A 26054-nucleotide genomic window follows, 5' to 3' on the forward strand; every position below is an offset into this window, starting at 1 on the left:
TTTCATGAAACGGCTCAGTCTGCTCGTCGTCTTGCTCATCGTGCTCGCTGGATGCGGGGACACCGAACGATCGAACGCTTTCCAATACAAAGGGTCTTACGTCGGGGACAACAGCGCCGTCGCCGGCATCGCCCAGACGTTGCCGATGCACGACTGCTACAAGTCGATCGAGTTGCAGACGAAAAAACGTCCTTACGGGCTGACGATTCGTTACAGTGATCCTGAGATTGAACGGATCGAACAGGAGCGGCTCGCGATTCGGAATGCGGCGACGTACTTCACACTCGTGCAAAATACGGAGATTGTCCGCTTCGCTTTCCCGAACCGGACATATTCGTTCTCGCGCCCGGAGATGGAGGCGTGGCTCGACATCGACTTCTCGACGATCAAGTGGGAAAAAGAGTTAAAGGATCACTTAGACGAGAAAATCAGCAACCAAGAGCAGACCGAAGCCTATTTCAAGAGAATCTGAACGTGTGCGGAAACTTTCATCCGCGCACGTTTTTTCGATATTTTCTGAAAATTATCGGGTAAAGGGTAGATGAAAGCGTTTTCTTGGCATTATAATAGAGTTAACTGAATGACTATTCATTCCAAGGAGGAAAAGCGATGAACAAACCGTGGTTGCAAGATTATCCAGTTGACATGCCAGAAACGATTGATTACGAGGTGAAGCCGCTCTATGAGGCGCTATCCCGGGCCGCTTCCGATTATCCGGACCGGACCGCCGTCTCTTTCATCGGCAAAGAGTTGACGTTCGCCGAGGTAGATGACGCGGCGAAGCGACTCGCGACGATGCTCCAATCGAAAGGCCTGCAAAAAGGGGACCGCGTCAGCCTGATGCTCCCGAACTGTCCGCAATACGTCATTTCATTCTACGCCGTCTTGTACGCTGGCGGAACGGTCGTCCAGACGAACCCGCTCTACACCGAGCATGAGCTCGAGAATTTGATCACCGACTCAGGTGCGAACATCCTCATCACGCTCGACCTCCTCTATCCGAAATCGCTTCGTGTGAAACAGAAGACGGACATCAAGACGATCATCACGACGAGCATCGCCGACTATCTTCCGTTCCCGAAGAACAAGCTGTACCCGATCAAAGTGAAACGTGAGAACAACATCGTCATCGACACGACAGGTTCGGTCGCATTCAAAGACTATAAGAACTTCGGGCCGATCACCCCGATCGCAATCGATCCGAAAGAGGATGTCGCTGTCTTGCAATATACGGGCGGGACAACGGGGTTGCCAAAAGGCGTCATGCTGACCCACTTCAACTTGACGGCGAACGTCGACCAAATCTCGAACTTCTTCTATAGATATAACCGAGGCGACCTAAAGCGTGTCTTGAGCGTCGTGCCGTTCTTCCACGTCTACGGGATGACATGCTGTCTGAACTTCGGGATGGCGAACGGATATGAGCTCGTCCTCGTCCCGCGCTTTGATGTCACCGACGTCTTGAAGACGATTCACAAGAAGAAGCCACACTTCTTCCCAGGTGCACCGACGATGTATGTCGGCATCCTCAACGACCCGAAATCGAAGAAATATGACCTGTCGTCAATCGAGGCGTGTATCTCCGGGTCGGCGCCGCTCCCGGTCGAAGTGCAGGAGCAGTTCGAGAGCATCACGGGCGGTCGCATCGTCGAAGGGTACGGGTTATCGGAGACATCACCGGTCACGCACGCGAACTTCCTATGGGATAAACGGATCGTCGGCTCGATCGGCGTGCCGTTGTCGGACACATCTGCTAAAATTGTAAAGGCAGACGGGGAGACGCCAGCGGATGTCGGTGAGATTGGTGAAGTCATGCTTCATGGCCCGCAAGTCATGAAAGGATATTGGCAGAAGCCGGAAGAGACGGCTGCCGTCTTGAAGGATGGATGGCTCGCGACCGGTGACCTCGGCTATATGGGCGAGGATGGTTTCTTCTATATCGTCGACCGGAAGAAGGACATGATCATCGCCGGAGGCTTCAACGTCTATCCGCGTGAAATCGAAGAAGTACTCTATGAGCATCCGGCCGTCAAGGAAGCGGTCTGTATCGGCGTCCCGGACCCATATCGCGGCGAGACGGTCAAGGCGTTCATCGTGACGCGTGACGGCGCCAGCGTGACAGAAGAGGAGCTCGACAAACACTGTCGCGAGAAGCTCGCGGCGTACAAAGTGCCGAAGCTGTACGAGTTCCGTGAGGAGTTGCCGAAGACGTTCGTCGGTAAGATTTTACGTCGTATCCTCGTCGACGAAGAGAAGGCGAAGCAAGTGAAACAAAGCAGTTGACACAACCGTGTCACATGATAGAATAATAAATGAATGAACCATCATTCATTTTTCTGCAGCGGTAAGGAGCTTGGGTGTTTATGACAAAGAATGGATCAAAAAGTGACCGCATTATCGATGCGGCAGTGAAAGTGATTGCGGATCATGGCTATCACGGTGCAAAGGTGACGGCCATCGCCAAAGAGGCGGGTGTCGCCGACGGGACGATTTATCTGTACTTCAAAAACAAGGAACATTTGTTGATTGAATTGTTCCAGACGAAGATGGGCCTGTTTATCGACTACTCGAAGCAACAGATCGAGCAGGAGACGACGGCCGGCGACAAACTGTATCAATTGATCGAGTCGCATCTTAAACAACTGTCGGCCGATTACGACCTCGCCGTCGTAACACAAATCGAGCTCCGGCAGTCGAACTTGGCACTCCGTCAAAAAATCAGCGAAGTGCTCAAACCGTACTTGAACTTGATTGACGCGGTCGTACGACACGGAATCGACACCGGCGAATTTGATAACGAACTCGATTATCGACTCGCCCGGCAGATGATTTTCGGCACGATCGATGAAGTGGTCACGAGCTGGATGGCGAGCGGCTTTAAGTATGACTTGATGTCGACGCTGCCAAAAGTACACCATATGTTAAAAAAAGGGCTTGCTTAACCGTAAGCCCTCTCGCTAGCTCAAAAAATGAATGCTGATTCATGAATGATGGTGCGAACAACTTATAAGGGGGAACTACGATGAATATTTTTGTATTGCTGAAGCGTACGTTTGATACAGAAGAAGCGATTCAGCTCGAGAATGGGGAAATTCAAGAAGACGGCGCGGAGTTCATCATCAACCCGTATGACGAATATGCAGTCGAGGAGGCCATCCGCAAACGTGACGACCTCGGGGGAGAAGTCACGGTCGTGACGGTCGGACCGGAAGACGCGGACAAAGAACTTCGCACGGCGCTCGCGATGGGTGCGGACAAAGCGGTCCGGATTTCAATCGAGGATGACGTCGAGGACGCGGACCACGTGACGATCTCGAAAGTGCTCGCCACGTACTTGAAAGAGCAAGCGCCTGACCTCGTCTTCGCCGGGAACGTCGCGATCGATGGCGGCAGCGGTCAAGTCGCGCCGCGCGTCGCGGAACTGCTCGATATGAACTACGTGACGACGATCACGAAGCTCGACATCGATGGGACGACGGCGACGGTCACACGCGACGTCGAAGGGGACACGGAAGTAATCGAAGTGCCGCTCCCGCTCCTCGTGACGGCGCAGCAAGGATTGAACGAACCGCGCTACCCGAGCCTTCCAGGCATCATGAAGGCGAAGAAGAAGCCGCTCGAAGAACTCGAACTGTCGGACATCGACCTCGATGAGGACGAGATCGAAGCGAAGATCGAGACGATCGAACGCTTCTTGCCGGAAGAAAAGAAAGCAGGACGCATCCTTGAAGGGGACACGTCGTCACAAGTGAGCGAGCTCGTTCAATTACTTCGCACGGAAGCAAAAGTCATTTAAGGGGGACACATAGATGAAAGCTTTAGTACTCGCAGAAGCGCGTGAAGGCGCCTTACGGAACGTATCATTTGAAGCGATCGCCGCGGCGAAGCAACTGACGGACGACGTGACGGCGGTCGTCATCGGGGATGATGTCAAAGCACTCGCCAATGAACTCGGGGAATACGGTGCGGGCCGCGTCCTCGTCATCGAAGACGAGCGTCTCAAGCACTACACGCCAGACGGCTACGGGCAAGTGCTCCGCCAAGTCATCGAGCAAGAATCACCGGACATGATCGTGCTCGGCCATACGGCGCTTGGGAAAGACATCGCCCCGAAACTCGCGGCTCGTCTGGACGCGGGACTCATCAGTGACGTCGTCTCAATCGAAGGGTCTGGCAAAGATGCCGAGTTCGTCCGCCCGATTTACTCAGGGAAGGCGTTCGAGAAAGTGAAATTCAAAGACTCGGTCATGTTCTTCACGATCCGTCCGAACAACATCGACGCCCTTCCACGTACGGCTGGAGCGAGCGCATCGGTCGAGACACCGAGCGTGGAGCTCAAGGACCTTGCCATGATCGTCAAAGAAGTCGTCCGCAAGGCGACGGGGAAAGTCGATTTGACGGAAGCGAAAGTCATCGTCGCCGGTGGCCGCGGCGTCAAGAGCGAAGATGGCTTCAAACCGCTCGAAGAACTCGCCGAGCTTCTTGGCGGGGCCGTCGGTGCCTCACGTGGAGCGTGTGACGCCGACTACTGTGACTACGCCCTTCAAATCGGGCAGACCGGGAAAGTCGTCACGCCGGACTTGTATATCGCCTGCGGCATCTCGGGCGCAATCCAGCACTTGGCCGGGATGAGCAACGCCAAAGTCATCGTCGCCATCAATAAAGACCCGGAAGCGAACATCTTCAGCGTGGCCGACTACGGCATCGTCGGCGACTTGTTCGACGTCGTCCCACTGTTAACAGAAGAGTTCCGCAAACACCTCGTCAACAGCTGATATGCAGAACGTTTGGGGAAACGTACCCTCCGTGGTATACTCTGAACATGAAATGCATGAGAGTCCTTAATCGGCTCTCACATCTTACTGGGGAGGTATTTATCAAATGGCTATTAAACACGCAACGACTCAAACATTCGAACAAGAAGTAAAAGAGGGCGTCGTCCTCGTCGATTTCTGGGCAGCTTGGTGTGGACCGTGCCGCATGATCGCACCGGTACTCGAAGAGCTTGACCAAGAGATGGGCGATCAAGTCCAAATCGTGAAACTCGACGTTGATGAGAACCCAGAAGTAGCGGGCGCTTTCCAAATCCAAAGTATCCCGACACTTATGATGTTCAAAGACGGACAACCTGTCTCAAAAACAATGGGCTTCCAACCAAAAGAAGCACTCAAAGAGTTTATCGCGACAGCAAAATAATGCGTACAGCCGACCTGGAAACGGGTTGGCTGTTTTTTATTGGGCGCGATAGGGAAGAAGGAGTTTAGTCGTTTCGCATGGAATAACAACGGTTAAGGTTTGGTTTGAAGTGAGCGGGAAATGCGTGAAAAGCACCATCCGAAAGCGGATACATATCAGGCTTGATTAGAATTTTTTTTCGTCGTTTTTAGTCGTCTCCCTTCATATTTAACAGTCCAAGTTTTTTTGACGAGGCTCGAAAATACGGGAAGGTTTTATCATGGAAACGGACTGAAAATGTACGCTATACTCATGAGGAAGACATGATGGCGTCAAATGAACTTAATAATTGGCCCATCACTTGTAAGACTCTGCTCGAAGGAGGAATTTTCTTGTCGGTGTTACATTTAGCTATCTTATTGCCGCTTCTCGCGGCACCGTTCATCCCGTTCTTGTTCCGGGCGCTGAAGCGAATCCATACGGGTTGGTTCGTGTTAATCGTTCCGGTCGTCCTGTTCGTATACTTCTTCCGCTTCATCGGAATCACGAGCGCGGGAGACGTCGTGACGGAGACGGTCGAATGGATGCCATCGCTCGGCATCAACTTCACGGCCTACGTGGACGGGCTCGGACTATTGTTTGCCCTCCTCATCACAGGGATCGGGGCGCTCGTCGTCCTGTATTCGATTTACTATTTGAATAAAGACAAAGAGTCGCTCGGTCACTTCTACGTGTACTTGCTCCTCTTTATGGGTGCGATGCTCGGTGTCGTCCTCTCGGACAACATGGTCGTCATGTACATGTTCTGGGAACTCACGTCGATTTCGTCGTTCCTGTTGATCGGGTATTGGTACGAGAAAGAGCGCTCACGCTACGGGGCGCGTAAATCGATGCTCATCACCGTGTTCGGTGGTCTGTCGATGCTCGGGGGGATTGTGATTCTCGAGTCGATCATCGGTTCGTTCAGCATCCGCGACATGGTCGCCAATCAGGCGATAATCGCGGAGAGCCCGTTCTTTATCGCGGCGATGATTCTCATCTTGCTCGGCGCCTTCACGAAGTCGGCGCAATTCCCGTTCCACATCTGGTTGCCGGACGCGATGGAAGCACCGACCCCGGTCAGTGCGTACCTCCACTCGGCGACGATGGTCAAGGCCGGTCTCTATCTCGTCGCACGGATGAGCCCGGTGTTCCAAGAGTCACCGATCTGGCTATGGACGATCGCCGCTGTCGGGACGTTCACCTTGTTCTGGGGTTCGTTCAACGCGGTCAAACAGACCGATTTGAAAGGGATTCTCGCCTTCTCGACGGTCAGTCAGCTCGGTCTCATCATGTCGCTCCTCGGCCTTGGAGCCGCGGCGCTGCATTATGACGGCATGGATGACAACATCTATATGGTCGCGACGATCGCGGCAATCTTCCACTTGATTAACCATGCGACGTTCAAAGGGTCGTTGTTCATGATGGTCGGGATCGTCGACCACGAGACGGGGACACGTGACATCCGCAAACTCGGCGGTCTGATGACCGTCATGCCGATCACGTTCACGATCGCCGTCATCGGCTCGTTGTCGATGGCAGGGTTACCGCCGTTCAACGGCTTCCTCAGTAAAGAGATGTTCTTGAAGGCAACCACGAAAGTGTTCTCGATGGACTTCTTCGCGCTCGATACGATCGGCATCTTGATCCCGGTCGTCGCGTTCATCGCGAGCGTGTTCACATTCATCTACAGCTTGATCATCTTCACCCGGACGTTCATGGGCAAAGCCCAGTTCGACCAGTTGCCGAAACAGCCGCACGAGGCACCAATCGGGATGCTCATCCCACCGGCGATTCTCGCCATCCTTGTCGTCGTGCTCGGGTTCGTACCGAACGTATTGTCGAACTCGCTCATCAAGCCGGCCGTCGAGTCGATTTATCCGACGCTCGTCGCGAGCGGTCAGGATGTGAAAGTCGACATCTACTTCTGGCACGGCATCACACCTGAGTTGCTAATGACGATTGGTATCGTCTTACTCGGGACGCTCATGTTCTTCACGATCAACAAGTGGATGGGGATTTACAACCACATCCCGCATCGCTTGACCTTGAACGGGATGTACGACGGAACGCTCGTCTGGTCGAACAAGGCGGCGTACCGCTTTAAAGACAACTACATGACGGGCTTCATCCGCTCGTACTTGGTGTACATCTTCTTGTTCTTGTCAGGCATGATGTTGTTCTCGATGTATCGCTTCGACTTGTTCGACTTCTCGTTCGGCGAGATGGAAGCCGTCGCACCGTATGAATACGTCCTCGGGGCCGTCATCATCTTGGCGTCGCTCGCGATTCTGTTCATGCGTTCGCGTCTCCCGTCGATCATCTTGCTCGGTGTCGTCGGATACTCGGTCGCGTTGTTCTTCGTCTTCTTCAACGCACCGGACCTCGCCTTGACGCAACTCGTCATCGAGACGGTATCGGTCGCCTTGTTCTTGCTCGTCTTCTACCACATGCCGGAAATTAGCAAGAAAGAAGTGCGTGTCAAATTCAAGATCGAAAATGCGATCGTCTCGATTTTCGTCGGGGTGACGGTCATGCTCCTCAGCTTCATGGCACTATCGAACCGTTCGCTATCGTCGATTTCTGAGTACTATAAAGAAAATGTTTATGATTTGGCAGCCGGAAAAAACATGGTCAACGTCGTCCTTGTCGACTTCCGTGGTTTTGATACGCTGTTTGAGATCGTCGTTCTTGCCATCGCGGCCATGGGGATTTACACGATGATCAAATTTAGAACGACAGAACGTACGAAAGGAGCACGCGAACATGAACCGAAAAAATGATCAAGTCAATGACGTCATCTTGCAGACGGCCGCGGTGATCATCTTCTTCATCATCATCGTGTTCTCGATCAACCTGTTCTTTGCCGGGCACTACTCGCCTGGCGGAGGGTTCATCGGTGGGTTGATGACGGCGGCGGCGCTCGTCCTCTTGCTCCTCGCCTTTGATTCGAAGACGCTTGCTGACGTGCTCCCGTTCGATTATCGGAAGATGACGGCGCTCGGTCTCGTCATCGCGATGCTGACGTCACTCCATAGCGTCTTTTGGGACCGTCCGTTCCTAACTCACGCCTATGACAAATTCGATTTGCCGCTCTTGGGCGAACAGACGCTTCACACGGCGATCGCTTTTGACCTTGGCGTTTACCTTGTGGTCATCGGTGTGACGATGACGATCATTCAAACGATTGGAGAGAGTGAATAATGGAAATCTTCGTTAGCATCATCATCGGTGTCCTGACGATGAGCGCGGTCTATATGATTCTCTCAAAGAGTTTGTTGCGCATCATCATCGGCACCGGGTTGCTCAGCCACGCTGCCCACTTGCTCGTCTTGACGATGGGTGGACTGAAAACCGGAGCGGCACCCGTCCTCGTCGATGGGGTCACGGAATATACTGACCCGCTCCCGCAGGCGCTCGTCTTGACGGCGATCGTTATCAGCTTCGGGGTGACCGCGTTCTTCCTCGTGCTCGCGTATCGGGCCTATCAAGAGCTGAACACGGATAATATTGAGGAAATGAAAGGAACGGAATCGAATGATTAACTTACCGATCTTTCCGATTGTCATCCCGGCGCTTGCGGCCATCTTTCTTCTCTTCGCACCGAAGCAAGTTCGTCTGCAACGCGGAGTGGCACTCGGGGCTTTACTTGTAACGTTTATAGTGACGGTGTTGCTCATCTTCACCGTGTCTCAAGACGGTATCATGACCGTCGACTTAGGGAACTGGCCGGCACCGTTCGGAATCACGCTCGTTTCGGACATGCTGTCGGCACTGCTCGTCGCCACGTCGACGTTGCTCGTCTTCTTCATCGTCTGGTTTGCGACTCATTACTTCTCAGACGCCTATGAATCGAACTACGTCTACGTCGCGATGCTGTTCCTCCTCGTCGGGGTGAACGGGGCCTTCACGACAGGCGATATTTTTAACTTGTTCGTCTTCTTTGAAGTCTTCCTCATCTCGTCTTACGTGTTAATCGTGCTCGGCGGGAAAGGGGTCCAGTTGCGCGAGTCGATCAAGTATTTGCTCGTGAACATCATCGCCTCGGCGCTATTCGTCATGGCCGTCGCGCTCCTTTACGGAACGGTCGGCACGCTCAGCTTGGCGGACCTCGCGCAAAAGATTCCACTCGTTGAGAATCAGAGCGTCATCACCGTCATCGGTGTGTTCTTTGTCATCGTCTTCGGCTTGAAAGGGGCACTCGTGCCACTTCACTATTGGCTCCCGGGCTCGTATGTCGTGGCGCCGACCCCGATTCTCGCCATGTTCGGGGCGCTGTTGACGAAAGTCGGCGTCTACTCGATCCTACGGACGTATACGCTCCTGTTCGACGGAGGGAGTGCGTTCATGCAAAACTTCTTGATCATCCTTGCCGTGTTGACGATCGTCATCGGAATGATTGGGGCGATCGCTTACAACGACGTCAAGTTGATCATCATCTACAACATCATGATCGCCGTCGGCGTCATCTTGTACGGGATCGCACTCAACACGCAGACGTCGCTTGAAGGGGCGCTCTACTATTTGATTCATGACATGCTGATCAAGGCCGCCTTGTTCATGCTCGTCGGGATGATGATCGGCATCACAAAATCCGGTCAACTGCGCGACATGGGCGGTTTGATCACCCGCTTCCCATTGTTCGGTTGGACGTTCTTCATCGCAGCGTTGTCGCTCGCTGGGATTCCGCCGCTCAGCGGATTTTTCGGGAAACTGTTGATCGTCCAAGGCGGGGTCGAGGAAGGCAGCCTGTTCGGGCCGCTCCTCATCTTGCTGTCGAGTCTGTTCGTCCTCTTCTCGGTCATCAAAATCTTCTTGTACGGATTTTGGGGAGAAGAGAAACGCGTCTATGACGGCCCGCTCGTGCCGTATGTGAACCGTCTCATCGTGCCAACGTTCTTGCTCGTCGCCGTCGCCGTCGCCTACGGGTTCGGCGCTGAGGCGATGCATCCGTTCATTACCCAGGCAATCGAACCGCTCGTGCAACCCGAAATCTATATCGATGCCGTGATTAAGGAGTGATTTAGAGATGGCTTACCAACTACTCATCAACTTTTTCCTGGCGTTCATTTGGATGTTCTTCACGGGTACGTTCACGACGAGCGGATTTCTAATCGGCTATTTGCTCGGATTACTCGTCATCTTCATGATGCGCCGCTTCTTCAAAAACACGGATTTTTATTTCATCCGTGTGTTGAAACTGTTTAAACTGTTCTTGATTTTCTGTCGTGAGCTCGTCGTGGCCAACATCGAAGTGCTTCGGCTCGTCTTGAGCCCGAAACTAAAAATCCAACCAGGCATCTTTCGGTATCACACCGAACTCGATGCCGGTTGGAAAGTGAGTTGGCTATCGATGCTCATCACGCTGACACCGGGTACGCTTGTCGTCCAAGTATCAGACGACAATAAGACGCTCTATATCCATGCGCTCCATATGCCGGATAAAGAGTCGCTCAAACGAGACATTTACGATAACTTTGAGTCGAACATCAAGGAGGCGACCAGCTAATGTTAAATATTATTATTTACGTCGCCCTCGCCATCCTCGTGCTCGCCATGCTCGGTATGCTGTACCGGGTCGTCAAAGGGCCGACGACAGCGGATCGTGTCATCGCCCTCGACTCGATCGGCATCGGGTTGATCTCGGTCGTATCGTTGTTATCGATTTTGCTCGATACGACGATGTTCTTCGAGGTCATCCTCTTGCTCGGGATTTTAGCCTTCATCGGGACGGTGGCGTTCTCGAAATTCCTCGAGAAGGGAGAGATCATCCAACATGACCGCAACAATGATTTATGACATCTTGACCGGTGTCTTCACGATCATCGGTGTGTTCTTCACCGTCGTCGCGGCCATCGGTCTGATCCGGCTCCCGGACATCTATTCCCGCGCCCACGCCGCCTCGAAGAGTGCGACGCTCGGCGTCATGTTCGTCCTGTTCGCGGCGGTCTTGCACGTCTGGGTCGACCAGCGCATCTTTGACGCACGGCTTCTGCTCGGACTGTTCTTCGTCTTATTGACGGCACCGGTCGGAAGTCACTTGGTGGCCCGTGCGGCCCATTCTCAAGGTGTCCCGCTTTGGAAGAAATCGCTCCAAGATGCACTTCGAGAAGATAAGGACAAAGGAATCGAATGACGAAAGGCTCTTCCAAGTCAAATTGGAAGAGCCTTTTTGCGTCACATCAGATACGTCACGTCAGAGGCTGACGTCGGATAGGCGAACTCCAAGTGTTTGATGTGTTGATGGGTGATGTTGTTTTGTATAATAAACGAGAACAAGTTAATCAATTCCGGTGCATGTTGCCCGATCAAGTGGGCCCCGAGCACGTGGCCGTCTTTGCTGAGCAGAATGCGGGAAAACGCCGTCGTGTCGTTGATCCGTTCATACGTCAAGAAATGGGACAAGTCGTTGTCCTTACACTCGTAGTCGATGCCGCGCGCTTTCACCTCCTCGACCGTCAGTCCGACCTTGGCGATCGGCGGTGTCGTGAAGACGACCGTCGGGGCAGGGCGCTCCGGTAAAGGACGCGTGTTGTCCCGTAACAGATTGAGAGCGGCGATGCGTCCTTCCTGCCCCGCAAACGGGGTGAGGGCCGGGTTGCGGCTCTTGGCGACGTCCCCTGCTGCATATACGTTCGCATTCGTCGTCTGCAGGAACTCATTGACGAGGACGCCGCCGTGGTCGGACTCGATACCGGCTGCGTCCAAACGGAGCCGTTCGATGCTCGGAATTCGCCCGGTGGCGTTAAGGACGACGCCTTCGAGGGTAGAGTCATCTGATAACGTCAGCACGTCCCCATCTATCCGGACGGGCTCGATGCCGTCCCGGACATCGATGCCGATTCGAATCGTCTCATCGACGAGCCGTTTGACGACTTTGCGATCGAATGCCTTCAGCGCCCGCGATCGGATGAGGAGGGTCACCTCGCTCCCGAAGCGGCGGAGGATATGAGCGAACTCGAACGCGATATAGCCCGCCCCGATGATGATGACGTGTTTTGGCAAGTCGTCGAGGTCGAAAACATCGTCGCTCGTGATAGCCAAGTCACCACCCGGGATGTCGAGCGGTCGCGGAATGAGGCCTGAAGCGATTAAAAACTGATGCGCCGAGATTTCATGCCCATCAATGACAATCGAGTCTTCATCGATGAAATGGGGTTCGCCTTCGAACAAGTCGATGTGGTGCTCTTTCCAATGATGCATCTTCGTCGTCGGGATGGCGAAACGATACTCGTCGATACGCCGTTTAAAGGCGCGCCAATCGAGCGTGAGCTCGCCGTGGACACCTAGTGATTTCATTCGTTCCGCACGGGCAATGAGCTCTGCTCCTTCCGCGAGCATCTTTTTCGGGTCACATCCGCGTTGCGGGCACGTCCCGCCAAACGTCCAATTCTCGACGATGGCAATTTGTTTACCGGCGTCGCATAATACGTTAGCGGCTTGGCTCGCTGCCGAGCCACTGCCGATGATGATGACATCGTACCGTTTCATAACTAAAACCCTCCCTCTGAGACTTCATCAAATTTTTCCCGTCTGGAAGGAACTTAAACTGAGGTGATTGAATTTGAGTCATTCTGACCACATTAAACATAAATTGGCGCTGCTCCCTGACGAGCCCGGCTGTTACTTGCATAAGAACGAGTACGGCGAGATCATTTATGTCGGGAAAGCGAAAAATTTGAAAAACCGGGTTCGGTCTTATTTTACCGGGGCGCATGACATCAAGACGATGCGCCTCGTCGCTGAGATTCGCGACTTTGAGTATATCGTCACGGCGAGCGAGCTCGAGGCGCTCTTGCTCGAGATGACGCTCATCAAAAAGCACGACCCGAAATATAACATCCGTCTCAAAGATGACAAGTCGTACCCGTATATCAAAATCACGAACGAGCCGTATCCGCGGTTGCTCACGACGCGGAAGCTGAAGCGGGACGGCGGCTTCTATTTCGGCCCGTACCCGAACGCCTATGCCGCCAACGAGACGAAGCGGTTGCTCGATAAACTGTATCCGCTCCGGAAATGCCAACCGATGCCACGCAAGCTCTGCTTGTATTACCACATCGGGCAGTGCCTCGGACCGTGTGAGCTCGCCATCGACACGGACGAGCAAAAGAACATCGTCCAAGAGATTCGTCGCTTCCTGAACGGGGAGACGAGCGAGACGCTCGCCAAGCTCCAGGTCGATATGGGACGAGCGGCCGAAGACATGCAGTTCGAACGCGCTGCTGAGCTCCGTGACCAAATCCGGGCCGTCGAGTCGATTATGAACAAACAGAACATGATTACGGCCGACCCGACGGCGCGCGACGTCTTCGGCTATACGCTCGACCGCGGCTGGATGTGCGTCCAAGTGTTCTATATGCGGGGTGGCAAGATGATTGAGCGCGACGTGTCGCTGTTCCCGCTCCACGGCGAACCGTCCGAAGAGCTCGAGAGTTTCATCGTCCAGTTCTATGAGCAGAACGTGTTGCCGAAGGAAGTGCTCGTCCCAGAGATCGTCCGTATCGACCTGTTGAACGAGGCGATCGGGACGAAAGTGATACAACCGAAACGCGGGGCGAAGCGGCAACTGCTCGACTTGGCGACGAAAAACGCCAGCATCGCCTTGAACGAGAAGTTCGAGTTGCTCGCGAGGGACGAAGAGCGGACGCTCCTCGCCATGCGTGAGCTCGGTGAGGCGATCGGCATCCCGAACTTGTCGCGTGTCGACATCATCGATAACGCCAACATCCAAGGAGCTGACGCCGTCTCGGCACTCGTCGTCTTCGAAGACGGAAAGCCGCTCAAGAAAGAATATCGGAAATACAAGATTCGTACCGTCCAAGGACCGGACGACTACGAGACGATGAGAGAGGTCGTCCGTCGTCGGTTCCGTCGCCTGTTGACGGAAGAGAAACGTCTGCCGGACTTGCTGTTGATTGACGGGGGCATCGGGCAATTGAACGCCGCCCTCGACGTCCTGCAGAACGAGTTCGGGCTCGACTTGCCCGTCGGCTCGTTGAAAAAAGATGACCGTCACCGGACGAGCCAGCTCTTGTTCGGGGAGGGCGGCGGGGTCGTCGAACTGAATTCGCGCTCGAGCGCGTTCTATTTGCTCCAGCGCATGCAAGACGAGGTCCACCGCTTCGCCATCACGTTCCACCGCAGCCTGCGGACGAAGAAGATGACGAAGTCGGTGCTCGACGACATCCCGGGCGTCGGGCCGAAGCGGCGTCAGCAGTTGATCCGTCATTTCGGGTCGATGAAACAAATCCGCCTCGCCTCGCTCGAACAGTTGAAGGAAGCAGGGCTACCGAAGAAGCTGGCCGAGACCGTTTTGCAATACGTCCATGAGGAGACGGACGAATGAAGATAAAACAAGAGCCGGTGCACTCACGCATCGGCTCTTCGTTATTCATACGTATCTTTTCGGTCTAGTTGGACGGTGATCTGGACAGCCTGGCGCGTCACATCGGCGTAGCCCTCGGCGACACATTGGAAACGACCGGCAATCTGTTCGGCTAAGAAACCAGCTTCGAGCTGGTGGTAGCCGGTTGCCTTTTCTTGGGTCGAAGGCGGAGGGACGAGTTCGAACAAGAATTTATTCCCTTTTTCTTTTAAGAGCGTCAATTGCCCCCATCCGGCCTCGATAAAGAACGCACTCAGTTCCTCGTTTGTCATGACTGGGAACTTGCGGGCAACGCGTTTACCCGACCAATAAATGATTTGGGCGTAGTCGTCCCCGAGCAAATCCGTCAACACATAATCGCGAAGCAGTTCAATCGCGAAAGTGGGTTGGCTCATCGTTTCCATTTTCTTCCATCACTCCATTCTCTCTATACCATTATAACGACGAAACGGCTTTTGGTCACCGGGTATTTTACAAAAGAATGTGTCACAAATCGGTCAGGTTGTCTTGTCATACAAATTTCACAAGAGTAGAATAGGAGACAGAAAGCTATATTTGCATTTGAAAACGCTTTTATTTACAAAACGAGCCAAGGGCTCGTACAAAGGGGGAACTAGAATGGCAACGCGTCGTGACTATTTCAGTCGTAAAGTCCATTCGCTACTTGGGGTCATCCCAATCGGCTTGTTTTTGATCGTCCACTTGTCGGTCAACTACTATATCGTCGATGGGGTGGAATCGTTCAACAAGGCAGCAAAATTTATGCAGAGCTTACCTTACTTGTACTTCCTTGAAGTGACGGTCATCGCCTTGCCGATGATTTTCCACGGGGTATACGGCGTGTATTACGCGTTTCTCGGTTCGATCAACACGAACCGTTACTCGTACGCCCGTAACTGGATGTACATGCTCCAACGCTTCACGGGTGTCTTCCTCGTCATCTTCATCGCATGGCACGTTTGGGAAACGCGCTTGGCGAAGTTGCGTGGCGTCGAGGTGAATGCGGAGATGATGCAAAACATCGTCGACAATCCGCTCATGCTCATCTTCTACATAGTCGGGATCCTCTCGGCTACGTTCCACTTCGCGAACGGTCTCTGGTCGTTTGCCATCACGTGGGGGATCACACAGTCGCCTCGTTCACAGCGCTTCATGAGCTATGTCTCAGGCGTCGTCTTCTTGGCACTATCTTTTGTCGGCATCCGTTCAATCTTGACGTTCGCGGGCATCTTGTAATTAGGGGGAAAAGTTCATGGCAAATCAAAGTTTGATCGTCATCGGTGGCGGTCTGGCTGGACTCATGGCGACAATCAAGTCGGCTGAGATGGGTGTTCCGGTAAAACTATTCTCGCTTGTACCGGTCAAGCGTTCACATTCAGTTTGTGCACAAGGCGGCATCAACGGTGCCGTCAACACGAAAGGGGAAGGGGATTCTCCTTGGCAACACTTTGATGACACGGTCTATGGGGGTGACTTCCTCGCCAACCAACCGCCGGTCCAAAAGATGGCGGAAGCGGCACCGAAAATCATCCACATGTTCGACCGGATGGGCGTCATGTTCAACCGGACACCGGAAGGTCTGCTCGACTTCCGTCGCTTCGGCGGCACGCTCCATCACCGCACGGCTTATGCCGGTGCGACGACAGGGCAACAGCTCCTTTATGCGTTAGACGAGCAAGTCCGTCGCTATGAGGCGCAAGGACTCGTCGAGAAGTATGAAGGCTGGGAGTTCCTCCGGGCCATCATCGACGAAGCCGGTGTCTGCCGTGGTGCGGTCTGTCAGGATTTACGCTCGATGGAAATTAAAGCGTTCCCATCGGATGCGGTCATCCTCGCAACAGGCGGTCCTGGGGTCATCTTCGGTAAATCGACGAACTCGGTCATCAACACCGGCCAAGCGGCTGGAGCGGTCTACCGTCAAGGCGCAGTCTATGCGAACGGCGAATTCATCCAAATCCATCCGACGGCAATCCCAGGGGACGACAAGCTTCGTCTCATGAGTGAGTCGGCACGCGGTGAGGGTGGACGTGTTTGGACGTACAAAGACGGCAAGCCATGGTATTTCCTTGAAGAGAAGTATCCGGCTTACGGGAACCTCGTGCCGCGTGATATCGCGACGCGTGAGATTTTCGACGTCTGTGTCAACCAGAAACTCGGCGTCAACGGCGAGAACATGGTGTACCTCGATTTGTCGCATAAAGACTCGAAAGAACTCGATATCAAACTCGGCGGCATCCTCGAGATTTACGAGAAGTTCGTCGGTGACGATCCACGGAAAGTCCCGATGAAAATCTTCCCGGCGGTCCACTATTCGATGGGCGGACTCTGGGTCGACTACGATCAGATGACAAACATTCCAGGACTGTTCGCAGCCGGTGAGTGCGATTACTCGATGCACGGGGCGAACCGTCTCGGGGCCAACTCGCTCCTCTCAGCCGTTTACGGCGGGATGGAAGCCGGTCCATCGGCCGTTCACTACATGCGCGGTCTCGACCAAGCGACGGAGAGCGTGCCAGAAGCGCTCTTCAACTTCAACGAACGTGAAGAAATCGAGCGGTTCAACGATATCCTCGCGATGGACGGTACGGAAAACGCGTATCAAATCCACCGTGAGCTCGGCGAACTCATGACCGACAACGTCACGGTCGTTCGTTACAACGATAAACTCGAAGCGACGGATCTCAAACTCCGTGAGCTTCGTGAACGCTATCACAACATCTCCGCGACCGATACGGCCCGCTGGAGCAACCAAGGAGCATCGTTCATCCGACAACTCGACCACATGCTCGACCTCGCGCGCGTCATCACGCTTGGCGCTTTGAAACGCGACGAGAGCCGTGGCGCTCATTACAAACCGGACTTCCCGGAACGTGATGACGACAAGTTCATGAAGACGACGATGGCACGTTATGACAATGGGGAAGTCGATATCTCGTACGAAGAGATCGACGTTTCGTTAATCCCGCCACGTAAACGGGATTACTCGAAGAAAGGGGCGAAGACGAAATGACGACGCCGATGCAAGCAGATCAAAAAGACATTCGTTTTATCATTGAACGTCAGGACGGTCCGGATCAACCGACCTACACGGAAGAGTTCACCGTCCCGTACCGTCCGAATATGAACGTCATCTCGGCGCTGATGGAAATCCGCCGGAACCCGGTCAATGCGAACGGGGACAAGACGACACCGATCAACTGGGATATGAACTGTCTCGAGGAAGTGTGTGGTGCTTGTTCGATGATCATCAACGGCAAGCCGCGCCAGTCGTGTACGGCGCTCGTCGACAAGCTCGAGCAACCGATCCGACTGGCTCCAATGAAGACGTTCCCGGTCATTCGCGACCTTCAAGTCGACCGTCAGCGTATGTTCGACGCGTTGAAAAAAGTGAAGGCATGGGTCCCGATTGACGGGACGTACGATCTCGGACCAGGACCACGGATGCCAGAGAACAAACGTCAATGGGCGTATGAACTATCGAAATGTATGACGTGTGGTGTCTGCCTCGAGGCGTGCCCGAACGTCAACGACAAGTCGAGCTTCATCGGACCGGCCGCAATCTCACAAGTCCGCCTCTTCAATTCGCATCCGACTGGCGCCTTCCACGCAGAAGACCGTCTCGAAGCGCTCATGGAAGACGGCGGCCTCGCACAGTGCGGAAACGCACAAAACTGTGTCGAGGTTTGTCCGAAAGGCATCCCGCTCACGACGTCAATCGCCGCGATGAACCGTCAAACGACGCTTCACTCGTTCAAATCGTTCTTCGGTAGCGACAAAGGCCGCACCGGTTCTGCGGTCGAGGCGTAAGGGCTGCAGATGACGAAGTACTTCCGGGAAGCCGATTGGGAAACACGTGTCAGAGCAGGGGTCGCGCTAGATGTCAAAGTCCGGTTCTCGGAGTGCGACCCGTACGGTCATATGAACAATACGATTCCGTTCATCTATTTCGAGGACGCGCGAATCGAGTTGCTTGAAGCGACAGGATTTTCGTTGAAAGACGGGTTCGTCGTCGTGGCGGATGCCCAGTGTGACTACGTCCGCCAGGTGATGCCGCGCCAATCGATCAAGGTGTATGCCAATGTCTTGACGGTCGGAAACACTTCATGTGATATTCATTACGGGGCATATGATGGAGACCAGCTTATGTTCGCGGGGCGCACGAGCCTCGTGCACTTGTCAAAAACCGGTCGTCCGACCGAATGGACTCCAGAATATAAAAATCGCTTGCAGAATTATTGCGAATCCGCTATCATTTGATAATGAGTTCACAAACAATTATTCGGCAGGTCCGCCTGTAGAATTGAAATTTGAAGGGAGACTATCACGTCATGGAAAAAACGTTCACAGTCGTTGCAGATTCAGGAATTCACGCTCGTCCAGCTACACAGTTGGTTAACACAGCTTCTAAGTTCCAATCAGATATCAACCTTGAGTACAACGGTAAGACAGTAAACCTCAAGTCAATCATGGGTGTACTTTCACTCGGAATCGCTAAAGATTCTACAATCAAAATCACTGCAGCTGGTGACGATGCAGAAGAAGCGGTTAACACGCTTTCTGACATGCTCACAAGCGAAGGTCTTGCTCAGTAATTGAGCGACGGACGAGGCGGCCAATCGGCTACCTCGTCTTTTTTGTTTGTCACGAGACCGTTTCTTTTTCAGAATCGGCTTTTTTGGTAAGATAGATGGGAATGGAAGTGATGATCATGAAACGAGCGATTGGAGTACTCGATTCAGGAGTTGGCGGCTTGACGGTGGTCAAAGAACTGATGCGCCAACTACCGAAAGAAGAAATCATCTACATCGGCGACACGGAACGGTGCCCGTATGGCCCGCGTCCGCACGATGAGATTGAAGCCTATACGTGGGAACTGATCGAGTTCCTGTTAAGTAAAAATGTGAAGATGATCGTCATCGCCTGCAACACGGCGACGGCGGTCGTCTTGAAAGAAGCTCGCAAACGCCTCAATATCCCGGTCATCGGTGTCATCGATCCGGGGGCACGAGCGGCCGTCAAAGGCACGCGCAATAAACATATCGGCGTCATCGGTACGAAGATGACGATTGAAAGCAACTCGTACGAGACGGCACTCCGGCACGTGGCCGGCGAGATCGATGTATATTCGCTCGCCTGTCCGCCGTTCGTCCCGCTCGTCGAAGCCGGCGAACTTGATGGGGACCGCGTCCGCGACATCGTCGCTGAGACGATTCGTCCGCTTCAGTCTTCCGAGATGGACACGCTCATCCTCGGCTGTACGCACTATCCGCTGCTCGCACCGGTCATTCAAGACGTCGTCGGACCTGACGTCCATTTGATCTCGTCCGGTGACGAGACGGCGCTCGAAGTAGCGGCCATCCTTGACTTTAAAGAGCTCGAGAACGATTTGGATTCGGTCCCGGTGCACCAGTTTTATGCGACCGGGGATGTCGTCATCTTTGACCGTTTGGCGACAGAATGGCTCGGTCAACCCGTGAGAGCGGAGAAAGTAGAGGTGTCCGGTGTCGATGCGTAACGAAAGACAACATGACGAGCTCCGGCCCGTCGAAATCGTTCCCCATGTGAATAAACATGCGGAAGGGTCGGTCCTCATCTCGATCGGGGACACGAAAGTCATCTGCACGGCGACCGTCGAAGAACGCGTCCCGAACTTCTTGCGCGGCAAGAAGCAAGGCTGGATCAACGCCGAGTACGCCATGCTTCCGCGTGCGACCGGCAACCGCACGGTCCGCGAATCGGTCCGCGGCAAACAGTCGGGCCGGACGATGGAGATTCAACGGTTGATTTCGCGGTCGCTCCGCTCGGTCGTCGATTTAGAACGGCTCGGTGAACGGACGATTTGGATCGACTGTGACGTCATCCAAGCCGACGGGGGCACCCGTACGGCCTCGATCACAGGCGGCTTCTGCGCGCTCGTCCTCGCGGTCGACGCGCTCATCCGTCAAGGCAAGCTCGACGACACGCCGATCAAAGAAGGCGTCGCTGCCATCTCGGTCGGACGGACCGACGAATTGCTTCTCGACTTGAACTACGAAGAAGATGCCGCGGCCGAGGTCGACATGAACGTCGTCATGACGGCGAGCGGACGTTTCGTCGAAGTGCAAGGGACAGGGGAAGAAGCGACATTCACGTTGCTCGAGATGAACGAGATGCTCCACATGGCCCAAAGCGGAATCGAGACGCTGTTCAAAGCGGCCGAAGACGCGCTCGGTGCCTCGTGGTGGTATGTCGGGGAACAATTGGAGGAAACAACATGAAACTGATCGTCGCAACACGCAATAAAGGAAAAGTCGCAGAAATCGAAGGGATGCTCACGCCGCTCGGATTCGAAGTCGAATCACTTCTTGATTATCCGGACGCACCAGAGACGGACGAAACTGGGACGACGTTTGAAGCGAACGCCGAGTTGAAGGCGACGGAGGCGGCCCGCTATTTCGGTCACGCCGTCCTCGCGGATGACTCTGGACTCGAAGTCGATGCGCTCGACGGGGCACCCGGTGTCCATTCGGCCCGTTTCGCCGGACCGGAGAAGTCGGATGAAGCGAACAACGCGCTTCTTCTCGAGAAGTTGAACGGAGCGACCGACCGAACGGCTCGCTTCATCTGTGCCCTCTGTCTCGCCAAACCAACAGGGGAGACATTGACGGTACGCGGCACGATCGAAGGGACGATCGGCTACGCGCCTCATGGGGAGAACGGTTTCGGTTACGACCCGCTCTTCATCGTTCCGTCACTTCACAAGACGGCAGCAGAACTTGAACGCGACGAAAAGGCGGCGGTCAGTCACCGCGGTCAAGCACTACGAAAGTTAGAGGCAGAAATTATTCCGTTTATGGAGGGGTGACCTGTATGCGTTTTCTCGTAGTCAGTGACAGTCACGGATTGACAGAAGAACTATCGATCATCTTCAACCGGCACGAACAAGAAATCGATGACGCGTTCCATTGTGGGGATTCCCAGCTCGCGCTCGTCGATGAACATCTGCTCCCGTATCGTACGGTGCGCGGTAATTGCGACTTCGGCGGCGACCTTCCGCTCGAGCGAATCGAGGAGACGGCTGAAGGGACGATTCTCATCGTCCACGGCCATCACCACGACGTGAAGTACGACTTGAACCGGTTGCGTTACCGGGCTGAAGAGGTCGGGGCGAACGTCGTCTTGTTCGGCCACTCGCACGTCGCCGGAGCTGTGATTGAGGACGGGGTGCTTTACGTGAACCCGGGTTCGATTCGCATGCCGCGCGGACGGAGTGACAAGACGTATGTACTGATGGATCTCGAGAACGGACAGGCAACGGTCCGCTTTTATCGGTCAGAGGACGGTTCGGCCGTCGAAGATCTCGATGTGAGCGGAAAGCTGTGACGGAATGAAAAGAAGGAATTGACAGCAAACCATTTTTCTATTATAGTTTTCTTGTCAATGTCCCAATAGCTCAGCTGGATAGAGCAACGCCCTTCTAAGGCGTCGGTCGGGGGTTCGAATCCCTCTTGGGACACTTCCATTTAAAATAGAGATAGCCTCCACGGAGGTTGTCTCTTTTTTCGTTTTTCGGGGTATTGATTGACAACGAATCGATTCCTAAAGGAAGATGGAGATGAATGGAAAGGGTGTGGGGAGATGGCAAAAGAGCAAGCGTACCCGTTTCCAGGGAACTGGTCGCGGCTTCAGAAGATGATTCAAGAGGCAGACGCGGCCGGGGAACGGAAACGGGTCGAACCGATTCTGTGGGATTGGTACGAGGCAGTGCCCGGCGATCCATTTATTTTCATGGAAATATTCCAATGTCTGATGGAACGACCGGAAGAACCGGAGACGCTCGAGAAACTCGAAGAGCTCGTCACGACACAGATGACGGTGGCAGAAGAACCTGCAGCCGGCGGGCTTCAAATCGCCCAGTATTACATCATGCGTGACCAACCGTTCGAGGCGGCCCATTGGATCAACCTGTATCTTGAGTGGCAAGAAAAGACCGATCACGTCAACACGCAAGCACACCAAGTGCTCCAAGTGCTGAAGTTGACCGAGTTCCCGGCCGCGATCGCCAAAGTGAAGCGAATCCTTAACCGGGGCGGGATCGGCGAACAAATCGAGACGCTCGAACACGTCCATTTCAATATCGATGACGTCCTCGACAACGTCTTGAAAGAGCTTCTCGTCGCGGAACGGCCGAAGTTGATGAAGTTGATCGTGCTCCAAAAGGGGTTCGACGAGCTGCCGGTCATCGAATGGACCGACCTCGGGACGCGGCACCGATTGACGCATGACGAAGCGAAAATCCACACGGAAGCGTGGGAGACGATGGTCAACGGGTTGCAGCGAGCGGTATATGGTGACGAGATCGCGACGCAGCTGCTCATGAACTACATGTATACGCACTACCCGTTCACGCCTGAGGAAGCGTCTGCCGTGGAGACGGCGATTGTTCAAGCGAAAACGGCCATCCTGCAACATGAGGAAACGGACGGCCTCGCCGCCGAAATTCTTGAGGCGGACATGCGTTTCACCGAGGCGTTTCTAGACTAAATCCTTGTGTGCAGTCGTCGGATTTATGCTATAATACGGATTGTTGTACATTTTTGTACGTATAAACGAATTGTTGGAGGGACTTAGCATGACAGCAAAATGGGAAAAAACATCAGGTAGCCAAGGCGTACTCACGTACGAAGCACCTGCAGAAGCTTTTGATAAAGCAGTCGACGCCGCATTCAAAGATGTCGTCAAAACTTTGAACGTGCCTGGCTTCCGTAAAGGGAAATTGCCACGCCCAATGTTCAACAAAATGTACGGAGAAGAAGCACTCTATCAAGATGCGCTCGATATCCTCTACCGTGACACAGTTCAAGGTGCGGTCGAAGAAGCTGGTTTCGAACCAATCGCTCTCGAAAACATCGATGTAGACGGCACGCTCGAAAAAGGCCAACCTGTAACGTTCAAAGTAACGTTCGTTGTTGAGCCAGAAGCTGAGCTTGGCGAATACAAAGGTCTCGAGTACGAAGCTGTTGAAACAACAGTCACTGACGAAGAAGTTACAGCTGAACTTGACGCGCTTCAACAGCAAGGCGCAGAGCTTGCTGTCAAAGAAGGCGCAATCGAAAACGGCGATACAGCTGTCTTTGATTTCGCAGGTTTCGCTGACGGAGAGCAATTCGAAGGCGGCACGGCTGAAAACTACACACTCGAAATCGGTTCAGGCCAATTCATCCCTGGATTCGAAGAGCAAATGGTCGGCATGACGGCTGGCGAAGAAAAAGACGTTGAAGTAACATTCCCTGAAGAGTACCACGCTGACAACTTGGCGGGTAAACCAGCGACATTCAAAGTCAAACTTCACGAAGTCAAAGCGAAGCAAGTTCCTGAGCTCGACGACGAGTTCGCAAAAGACATCGACGAGTCAGTTTCATCACTCGACGAGTTGAAAGCGAAAATCCGTGAGCGCTTAGAAACTGCGAAGAAACAAGAAGCGGAAGGCACAATGCGCGACCAACTCGTCGAGCAAGCAACAGCTAACGCAACAATCGACGTACCTGCAGTACTCGTTGACCAAGAAGTAGACCGCATGGTTCAAGAGTTCGGCACACGTGTTTCTTCACAAGGAATCGACCTCAACATGTACTTCGAACTCACTGGTACTTCTGAAGAAGCGATGCGCGAAGAGATGAAAGAGCAAGCTGAAGAGCGCGTTAAAGCTCGTCTCGTCTTGAAAGCAATCGCTGAGAAAGAAGCGATCGAAGTGTCTGACGAAGATGCTGAGAAAGAACTCGAAGAAATGTCTAAACTTTACAACATTGCACCGGATCAACTCCGTACAATGCTCGCGCCACAAGGCGGAATCGAGACACTTAAAGGTGACCTCAAATTCCGTAAAGCGATCGACGTTCTCGTTGAAAACGGGAAAGCAAAGTAATCGGATGACAGAAGGACGGCTGCTCAGCAGTCGTCCTTTTTTTCGTCACGACACTTTGCATGTGTTTATCTTTGATGAAGTGATTTGTTCATGCTACAATTATTGCAACGCAGAGATGTAAATGTTTTTTCGAGAGTGCTTAGCACCTGAAAATACAAATAGGCGATTTATCGCACTTACATCCATTTTCATTCAGAAGGGGTGTACCGAATGTTCAAATTTAACGAGGAAAAGGGACAACTTAAATGCTCGTTTTGCGGGAAATCGCAAGAACAAGTCCGTAAACTAGTCGCCGGTCCTGGCGTATACATTTGTGACGAATGTATCGAGCTTTGCAATGAAATCGTTGAGGAAGAGCTCGGTGTCGAAGAAGAAGTAGAATTCAAAGACATTCCAAAACCACAAGAGATCCGTAACATCTTAGACGAGTATGTTATCGGTCAAGACCGGGCGAAACGTGCGCTTTCGGTAGCCGTCTACAACCACTATAAACGCATCAACGCCGGTGGCCGTTCTGATGATGTCGAACTTTCGAAATCGAACATCGTCATGATTGGACCAACTGGTAGCGGTAAGACGCTTCTCGCTCAAACGATGGCCCGCGTCTTGAACGTCCCATTCGCAATCGCGGATGCGACGAGCTTGACGGAAGCCGGTTACGTCGGGGAAGACGTTGAGAACATCTTGCTCAAGCTGATCCAATCGGCGGACTACGATGTCGAGAAGGCTGAAAAAGGGATCATCTATATCGATGAGATCGATAAGATTGCCCGTAAGTCGGAAAACCCATCGATCACGCGTGACGTATCTGGTGAAGGTGTCCAACAAGCACTTCTCAAAATCTTGGAAGGTACGGTCGCAAGCGTACCGCCGCAAGGTGGACGGAAGCATCCGCATCAAGAGTTCATCCAAATCGATACGACGAACATCTTGTTCATCGTCGGCGGCGCGTTCGCTGGCATCGAAGCGGTCGTCAAACGCCGTATCGGGAAAAAAGTTATCGGATTTGGGAACGACCAAGAAAACCGCGAGATGACGCAAGAAGACTTGCTCGCCCGCGCACTTCCGGAAGACCTTCAGAAATTCGGATTGATTCCGGAGTTCATTGGTCGTCTACCGGTCATGGCGACGCTCACGACGCTTGACGAGGAAGCACTCGTCGAGATCTTGACGAAGCCGAAGAACGCCCTCGTTCGTCAGTACGAGAAAATGCTCGAACTAGACGATGTCGAACTCACGTTCACAGACGAGGCGTTGGTTGAAATCGCCAAGCTTGCGATCAAACGTAAGACAGGCGCACGCGGTCTCCGCTCGATTATCGAAGAAATGATGCTCGATGTGATGTTCACTGTCCCATCGCGCGACGATATCGAGAAAGTCATCATCACGGATGAAACGATTACGGGTCTTGCCGGTCCGAAATACGTGCTTCGCGATGGTACTGTCGAACAGACAGGCGACAATAAAGAGACAGCATAATTTTTAACGAAAAAGGCTCAAACACTCGGCACATCCGAGTTTTGGGCCTTTTTGCACAGGAGGCGTTGT

28 protein-coding genes and 1 tRNA gene are annotated in these 26054 nt (G+C 53.5%); 27 read left to right on the forward strand and 2 right to left on the reverse strand.

Going from position 1 to position 26054, the window contains the following annotated elements; all coding sequences use genetic code 11:
• Positions 1–4 precede the first annotated feature (4 nt).
• From KNP02_RS07725 to mnhG, 13 genes are all read left to right on the forward strand, one after another.
• Positions 5–472 (forward strand): DUF4825 domain-containing protein, encoded by a 468-nt coding sequence (locus KNP02_RS07725; protein WP_214708053.1) that lies wholly within the window; start codon positions 5–7, stop codon positions 470–472.
• 137 nt (positions 473–609) lie between these two features.
• Positions 610–2283: an AMP-binding protein gene (locus tag KNP02_RS07730; RefSeq protein ID WP_214708055.1), complete on the forward strand. Its 1674-nt coding sequence runs from the start codon at positions 610–612 to the stop codon at positions 2281–2283.
• Between the two features lie 80 nt (positions 2284–2363).
• Positions 2364–2942 (forward strand): fatty acid metabolism transcriptional regulator FadR, encoded by a 579-nt coding sequence (locus tag KNP02_RS07735; RefSeq protein WP_214708057.1) that lies wholly within the window; start codon positions 2364–2366, stop codon positions 2940–2942.
• Positions 2943–3022: 80 nt separating this feature from the next.
• Complete coding sequence (locus KNP02_RS07740; RefSeq protein ID WP_114165739.1) at positions 3023–3796, forward strand: electron transfer flavoprotein subunit beta/FixA family protein; 774 nt, start codon at positions 3023–3025, stop codon at positions 3794–3796.
• 13 nt (positions 3797–3809) lie between these two features.
• Positions 3810–4775, forward strand: a complete 966-nt coding sequence (locus tag KNP02_RS07745) for an electron transfer flavoprotein subunit alpha/FixB family protein (protein ID WP_114165740.1) — start codon at positions 3810–3812, stop codon at positions 4773–4775.
• Positions 4776–4881: 106 nt separating this feature from the next.
• The gene (gene trxA / locus KNP02_RS07750) at positions 4882–5196 is read left to right on the forward strand and encodes a thioredoxin (protein ID WP_034776769.1); all 315 of its coding nucleotides are present in this window, start codon (positions 4882–4884) and stop codon (positions 5194–5196) included.
• Between the two features lie 371 nt (positions 5197–5567).
• Positions 5568–7997: a Na+/H+ antiporter subunit A gene (locus KNP02_RS07755; protein ID WP_214708059.1), complete on the forward strand. Its 2430-nt coding sequence runs from the start codon at positions 5568–5570 to the stop codon at positions 7995–7997.
• Positions 7981–8418: a Na(+)/H(+) antiporter subunit B gene (locus KNP02_RS07760; protein ID WP_214708061.1), complete on the forward strand. Its 438-nt coding sequence runs from the start codon at positions 7981–7983 to the stop codon at positions 8416–8418. The genes KNP02_RS07755 and KNP02_RS07760 overlap by 17 nt, the downstream gene beginning before the upstream one ends.
• Positions 8418–8759, forward strand: a complete 342-nt coding sequence (locus KNP02_RS07765; protein ID WP_021066825.1) for a Na(+)/H(+) antiporter subunit C — start codon at positions 8418–8420, stop codon at positions 8757–8759. The genes KNP02_RS07760 and KNP02_RS07765 overlap by 1 nt, the downstream gene beginning before the upstream one ends.
• A complete protein-coding gene (locus KNP02_RS07770) occupies positions 8752–10236 on the forward strand; it encodes a Na+/H+ antiporter subunit D (protein ID WP_214708063.1) in 1485 nt (494 codons plus the stop codon). Before KNP02_RS07765 ends, KNP02_RS07770 begins: the two co-directional genes overlap by 8 nt.
• A gap of 7 nt (positions 10237–10243) precedes the next feature.
• Entirely contained in the window at positions 10244–10723 is a 480-nt protein-coding gene (locus KNP02_RS07775; RefSeq protein ID WP_114165744.1) for a Na+/H+ antiporter subunit E, read from the forward strand.
• Positions 10723–11013, forward strand: coding sequence for a Na(+)/H(+) antiporter subunit F1 (locus KNP02_RS07780; RefSeq protein WP_114165745.1), 291 nt, complete (start codon positions 10723–10725; stop codon positions 11011–11013). Before KNP02_RS07775 ends, KNP02_RS07780 begins: the two co-directional genes overlap by 1 nt.
• The gene (mnhG, locus tag KNP02_RS07785) at positions 10991–11350 is read left to right on the forward strand and encodes a monovalent cation/H(+) antiporter subunit G (RefSeq protein WP_138859771.1); all 360 of its coding nucleotides are present in this window, start codon (positions 10991–10993) and stop codon (positions 11348–11350) included. Before KNP02_RS07780 ends, mnhG begins: the two co-directional genes overlap by 23 nt.
• A gap of 41 nt (positions 11351–11391) precedes the next feature.
• Here the strand turns inward: mnhG and KNP02_RS07790 are convergent, their stop codons facing one another.
• Positions 11392–12705 carry a dihydrolipoyl dehydrogenase family protein gene (locus KNP02_RS07790; protein ID WP_214708065.1) on the reverse strand — a complete coding sequence of 438 codons (1314 nt, stop codon included), beginning with the start codon at positions 12703–12705 and terminating at the stop codon, positions 11392–11394.
• A 73-nt stretch (positions 12706–12778) separates the two neighbouring features.
• Between KNP02_RS07790 and uvrC the strand changes: the two genes are divergently transcribed.
• Complete coding sequence (gene uvrC, locus KNP02_RS07795; RefSeq protein WP_214708067.1) at positions 12779–14563, forward strand: excinuclease ABC subunit UvrC; 1785 nt, start codon at positions 12779–12781, stop codon at positions 14561–14563.
• Between the two features lie 41 nt (positions 14564–14604).
• Here the strand turns inward: uvrC and KNP02_RS07800 are convergent, their stop codons facing one another.
• Complete coding sequence (locus KNP02_RS07800) at positions 14605–14997, reverse strand: YslB family protein (protein WP_251129175.1); 393 nt, start codon at positions 14995–14997, stop codon at positions 14605–14607.
• A 223-nt stretch (positions 14998–15220) separates the two neighbouring features.
• On the opposite strand from KNP02_RS07800, the gene KNP02_RS07805 reads away from it, so the two are divergent.
• The 13 genes from KNP02_RS07805 (at position 15221) to clpX (ending at position 25985) form a co-directional block, all read left to right on the forward strand.
• Positions 15221–15838 (forward strand): succinate dehydrogenase cytochrome b558 subunit, encoded by a 618-nt coding sequence (locus KNP02_RS07805; RefSeq protein ID WP_214708071.1) that lies wholly within the window; start codon positions 15221–15223, stop codon positions 15836–15838.
• A 16-nt stretch (positions 15839–15854) separates the two neighbouring features.
• On the forward strand, positions 15855–17612 hold the full coding sequence (gene sdhA, locus KNP02_RS07810) for a succinate dehydrogenase flavoprotein subunit (protein ID WP_114165750.1): 1758 nt from the start codon (positions 15855–15857) through the stop codon (positions 17610–17612).
• Positions 17613–17620: 8 nt separating this feature from the next.
• Complete coding sequence (sdhB, locus tag KNP02_RS07815; RefSeq protein WP_198662245.1) at positions 17621–18409, forward strand: succinate dehydrogenase iron-sulfur subunit; 789 nt, start codon at positions 17621–17623, stop codon at positions 18407–18409.
• A 9-nt stretch (positions 18410–18418) separates the two neighbouring features.
• Positions 18419–18859, forward strand: a complete 441-nt coding sequence (locus KNP02_RS07820) for an acyl-CoA thioesterase (RefSeq protein WP_114165752.1) — start codon at positions 18419–18421, stop codon at positions 18857–18859.
• A 71-nt stretch (positions 18860–18930) separates the two neighbouring features.
• A complete protein-coding gene (locus tag KNP02_RS07825; RefSeq protein WP_021066838.1) occupies positions 18931–19194 on the forward strand; it encodes a phosphocarrier protein HPr in 264 nt (87 codons plus the stop codon).
• Between the two features lie 116 nt (positions 19195–19310).
• Positions 19311–20117, forward strand: a complete 807-nt coding sequence (gene racE / locus KNP02_RS07830) for a glutamate racemase (RefSeq protein WP_285800822.1) — start codon at positions 19311–19313, stop codon at positions 20115–20117.
• Complete coding sequence (gene rph, locus KNP02_RS07835; RefSeq protein WP_034776797.1) at positions 20110–20859, forward strand: ribonuclease PH; 750 nt, start codon at positions 20110–20112, stop codon at positions 20857–20859. The genes racE and rph overlap by 8 nt, the downstream gene beginning before the upstream one ends.
• Positions 20856–21446, forward strand: coding sequence for an XTP/dITP diphosphatase (locus KNP02_RS07840; protein WP_034776799.1), 591 nt, complete (start codon positions 20856–20858; stop codon positions 21444–21446). Before rph ends, KNP02_RS07840 begins: the two co-directional genes overlap by 4 nt.
• Positions 21447–21451: 5 nt before the next feature.
• A complete protein-coding gene (locus tag KNP02_RS07845; RefSeq protein ID WP_034776800.1) occupies positions 21452–21964 on the forward strand; it encodes a metallophosphoesterase family protein in 513 nt (170 codons plus the stop codon).
• Between the two features lie 59 nt (positions 21965–22023).
• Positions 22024–22097 (forward strand) — tRNA-Arg (locus KNP02_RS07850).
• A 122-nt stretch (positions 22098–22219) separates the two neighbouring features.
• Positions 22220–23125 carry a hypothetical protein gene (locus KNP02_RS07855; protein WP_214708073.1) on the forward strand — a complete coding sequence of 302 codons (906 nt, stop codon included), beginning with the start codon at positions 22220–22222 and terminating at the stop codon, positions 23123–23125.
• An 88-nt stretch (positions 23126–23213) separates the two neighbouring features.
• On the forward strand, positions 23214–24506 hold the full coding sequence (gene tig, locus KNP02_RS07860) for a trigger factor (RefSeq protein WP_034776805.1): 1293 nt from the start codon (positions 23214–23216) through the stop codon (positions 24504–24506).
• 210 nt (positions 24507–24716) lie between these two features.
• Entirely contained in the window at positions 24717–25985 is a 1269-nt protein-coding gene (clpX, locus tag KNP02_RS07865; RefSeq protein ID WP_034776808.1) for an ATP-dependent protease ATP-binding subunit ClpX, read from the forward strand.
• The last annotated feature ends 69 nt before the right edge of the window (positions 25986–26054 follow it).

The sequence above is a fragment of the Exiguobacterium sp. s40 genome, assembly GCF_018617905.1.
Classification (GTDB): domain Bacteria; phylum Bacillota; class Bacilli; order Exiguobacteriales; family Exiguobacteriaceae; genus Exiguobacterium; species Exiguobacterium mexicanum_A.

What these genes read in the sequence shown, in the direction of transcription:
- KNP02_RS07745 (WP_114165740.1), top strand. Translation starts at nt 3,810, where the DNA reads ATGAAAGCTTTAGTACTCGCAGAAGCGCGTGAAGGCGCCTTACGGAAC.
- clpX (WP_034776808.1), top strand. Translation starts at nt 24,717, where the DNA reads ATGTTCAAATTTAACGAGGAAAAGGGACAACTTAAATGCTCGTTTTGC.
- KNP02_RS07780 (WP_114165745.1), top strand. Translation starts at nt 10,723, where the DNA reads ATGTTAAATATTATTATTTACGTCGCCCTCGCCATCCTCGTGCTCGCC.
- trxA (WP_034776769.1), top strand. Translation starts at nt 4,882, where the DNA reads ATGGCTATTAAACACGCAACGACTCAAACATTCGAACAAGAAGTAAAA.
- KNP02_RS07845 (WP_034776800.1), top strand. Translation starts at nt 21,452, where the DNA reads ATGCGTTTTCTCGTAGTCAGTGACAGTCACGGATTGACAGAAGAACTA.
- sdhB (WP_198662245.1), top strand. Translation starts at nt 17,621, where the DNA reads ATGCAAGCAGATCAAAAAGACATTCGTTTTATCATTGAACGTCAGGAC.
- tig (WP_034776805.1), top strand. Translation starts at nt 23,214, where the DNA reads ATGACAGCAAAATGGGAAAAAACATCAGGTAGCCAAGGCGTACTCACG.
- KNP02_RS07825 (WP_021066838.1), top strand. Translation starts at nt 18,931, where the DNA reads ATGGAAAAAACGTTCACAGTCGTTGCAGATTCAGGAATTCACGCTCGT.
- KNP02_RS07800 (WP_251129175.1), bottom strand. Translation starts at nt 14,997, where the DNA reads ATGAGCCAACCCACTTTCGCGATTGAACTGCTTCGCGATTATGTGTTG.
- KNP02_RS07775 (WP_114165744.1), top strand. Translation starts at nt 10,244, where the DNA reads ATGGCTTACCAACTACTCATCAACTTTTTCCTGGCGTTCATTTGGATG.
- rph (WP_034776797.1), top strand. Translation starts at nt 20,110, where the DNA reads ATGCGTAACGAAAGACAACATGACGAGCTCCGGCCCGTCGAAATCGTT.
- mnhG (WP_138859771.1), top strand. Translation starts at nt 10,991, where the DNA reads ATGACCGCAACAATGATTTATGACATCTTGACCGGTGTCTTCACGATC.
- KNP02_RS07790 (WP_214708065.1), bottom strand. Translation starts at nt 12,705, where the DNA reads ATGAAACGGTACGATGTCATCATCATCGGCAGTGGCTCGGCAGCGAGC.
- KNP02_RS07765 (WP_021066825.1), top strand. Translation starts at nt 8,418, where the DNA reads ATGGAAATCTTCGTTAGCATCATCATCGGTGTCCTGACGATGAGCGCG.
- KNP02_RS07740 (WP_114165739.1), top strand. Translation starts at nt 3,023, where the DNA reads ATGAATATTTTTGTATTGCTGAAGCGTACGTTTGATACAGAAGAAGCG.
- KNP02_RS07820 (WP_114165752.1), top strand. Translation starts at nt 18,419, where the DNA reads ATGACGAAGTACTTCCGGGAAGCCGATTGGGAAACACGTGTCAGAGCA.
- racE (WP_285800822.1), top strand. Translation starts at nt 19,311, where the DNA reads ATGAAACGAGCGATTGGAGTACTCGATTCAGGAGTTGGCGGCTTGACG.
- KNP02_RS07760 (WP_214708061.1), top strand. Translation starts at nt 7,981, where the DNA reads ATGAACCGAAAAAATGATCAAGTCAATGACGTCATCTTGCAGACGGCC.
- KNP02_RS07855 (WP_214708073.1), top strand. Translation starts at nt 22,220, where the DNA reads ATGGCAAAAGAGCAAGCGTACCCGTTTCCAGGGAACTGGTCGCGGCTT.
- KNP02_RS07730 (WP_214708055.1), top strand. Translation starts at nt 610, where the DNA reads ATGAACAAACCGTGGTTGCAAGATTATCCAGTTGACATGCCAGAAACG.
- KNP02_RS07840 (WP_034776799.1), top strand. Translation starts at nt 20,856, where the DNA reads ATGAAACTGATCGTCGCAACACGCAATAAAGGAAAAGTCGCAGAAATC.
- KNP02_RS07735 (WP_214708057.1), top strand. Translation starts at nt 2,364, where the DNA reads ATGACAAAGAATGGATCAAAAAGTGACCGCATTATCGATGCGGCAGTG.
- KNP02_RS07725 (WP_214708053.1), top strand. Translation starts at nt 5, where the DNA reads ATGAAACGGCTCAGTCTGCTCGTCGTCTTGCTCATCGTGCTCGCTGGA.
- KNP02_RS07770 (WP_214708063.1), top strand. Translation starts at nt 8,752, where the DNA reads ATGATTAACTTACCGATCTTTCCGATTGTCATCCCGGCGCTTGCGGCC.
- KNP02_RS07805 (WP_214708071.1), top strand. Translation starts at nt 15,221, where the DNA reads ATGGCAACGCGTCGTGACTATTTCAGTCGTAAAGTCCATTCGCTACTT.
- sdhA (WP_114165750.1), top strand. Translation starts at nt 15,855, where the DNA reads ATGGCAAATCAAAGTTTGATCGTCATCGGTGGCGGTCTGGCTGGACTC.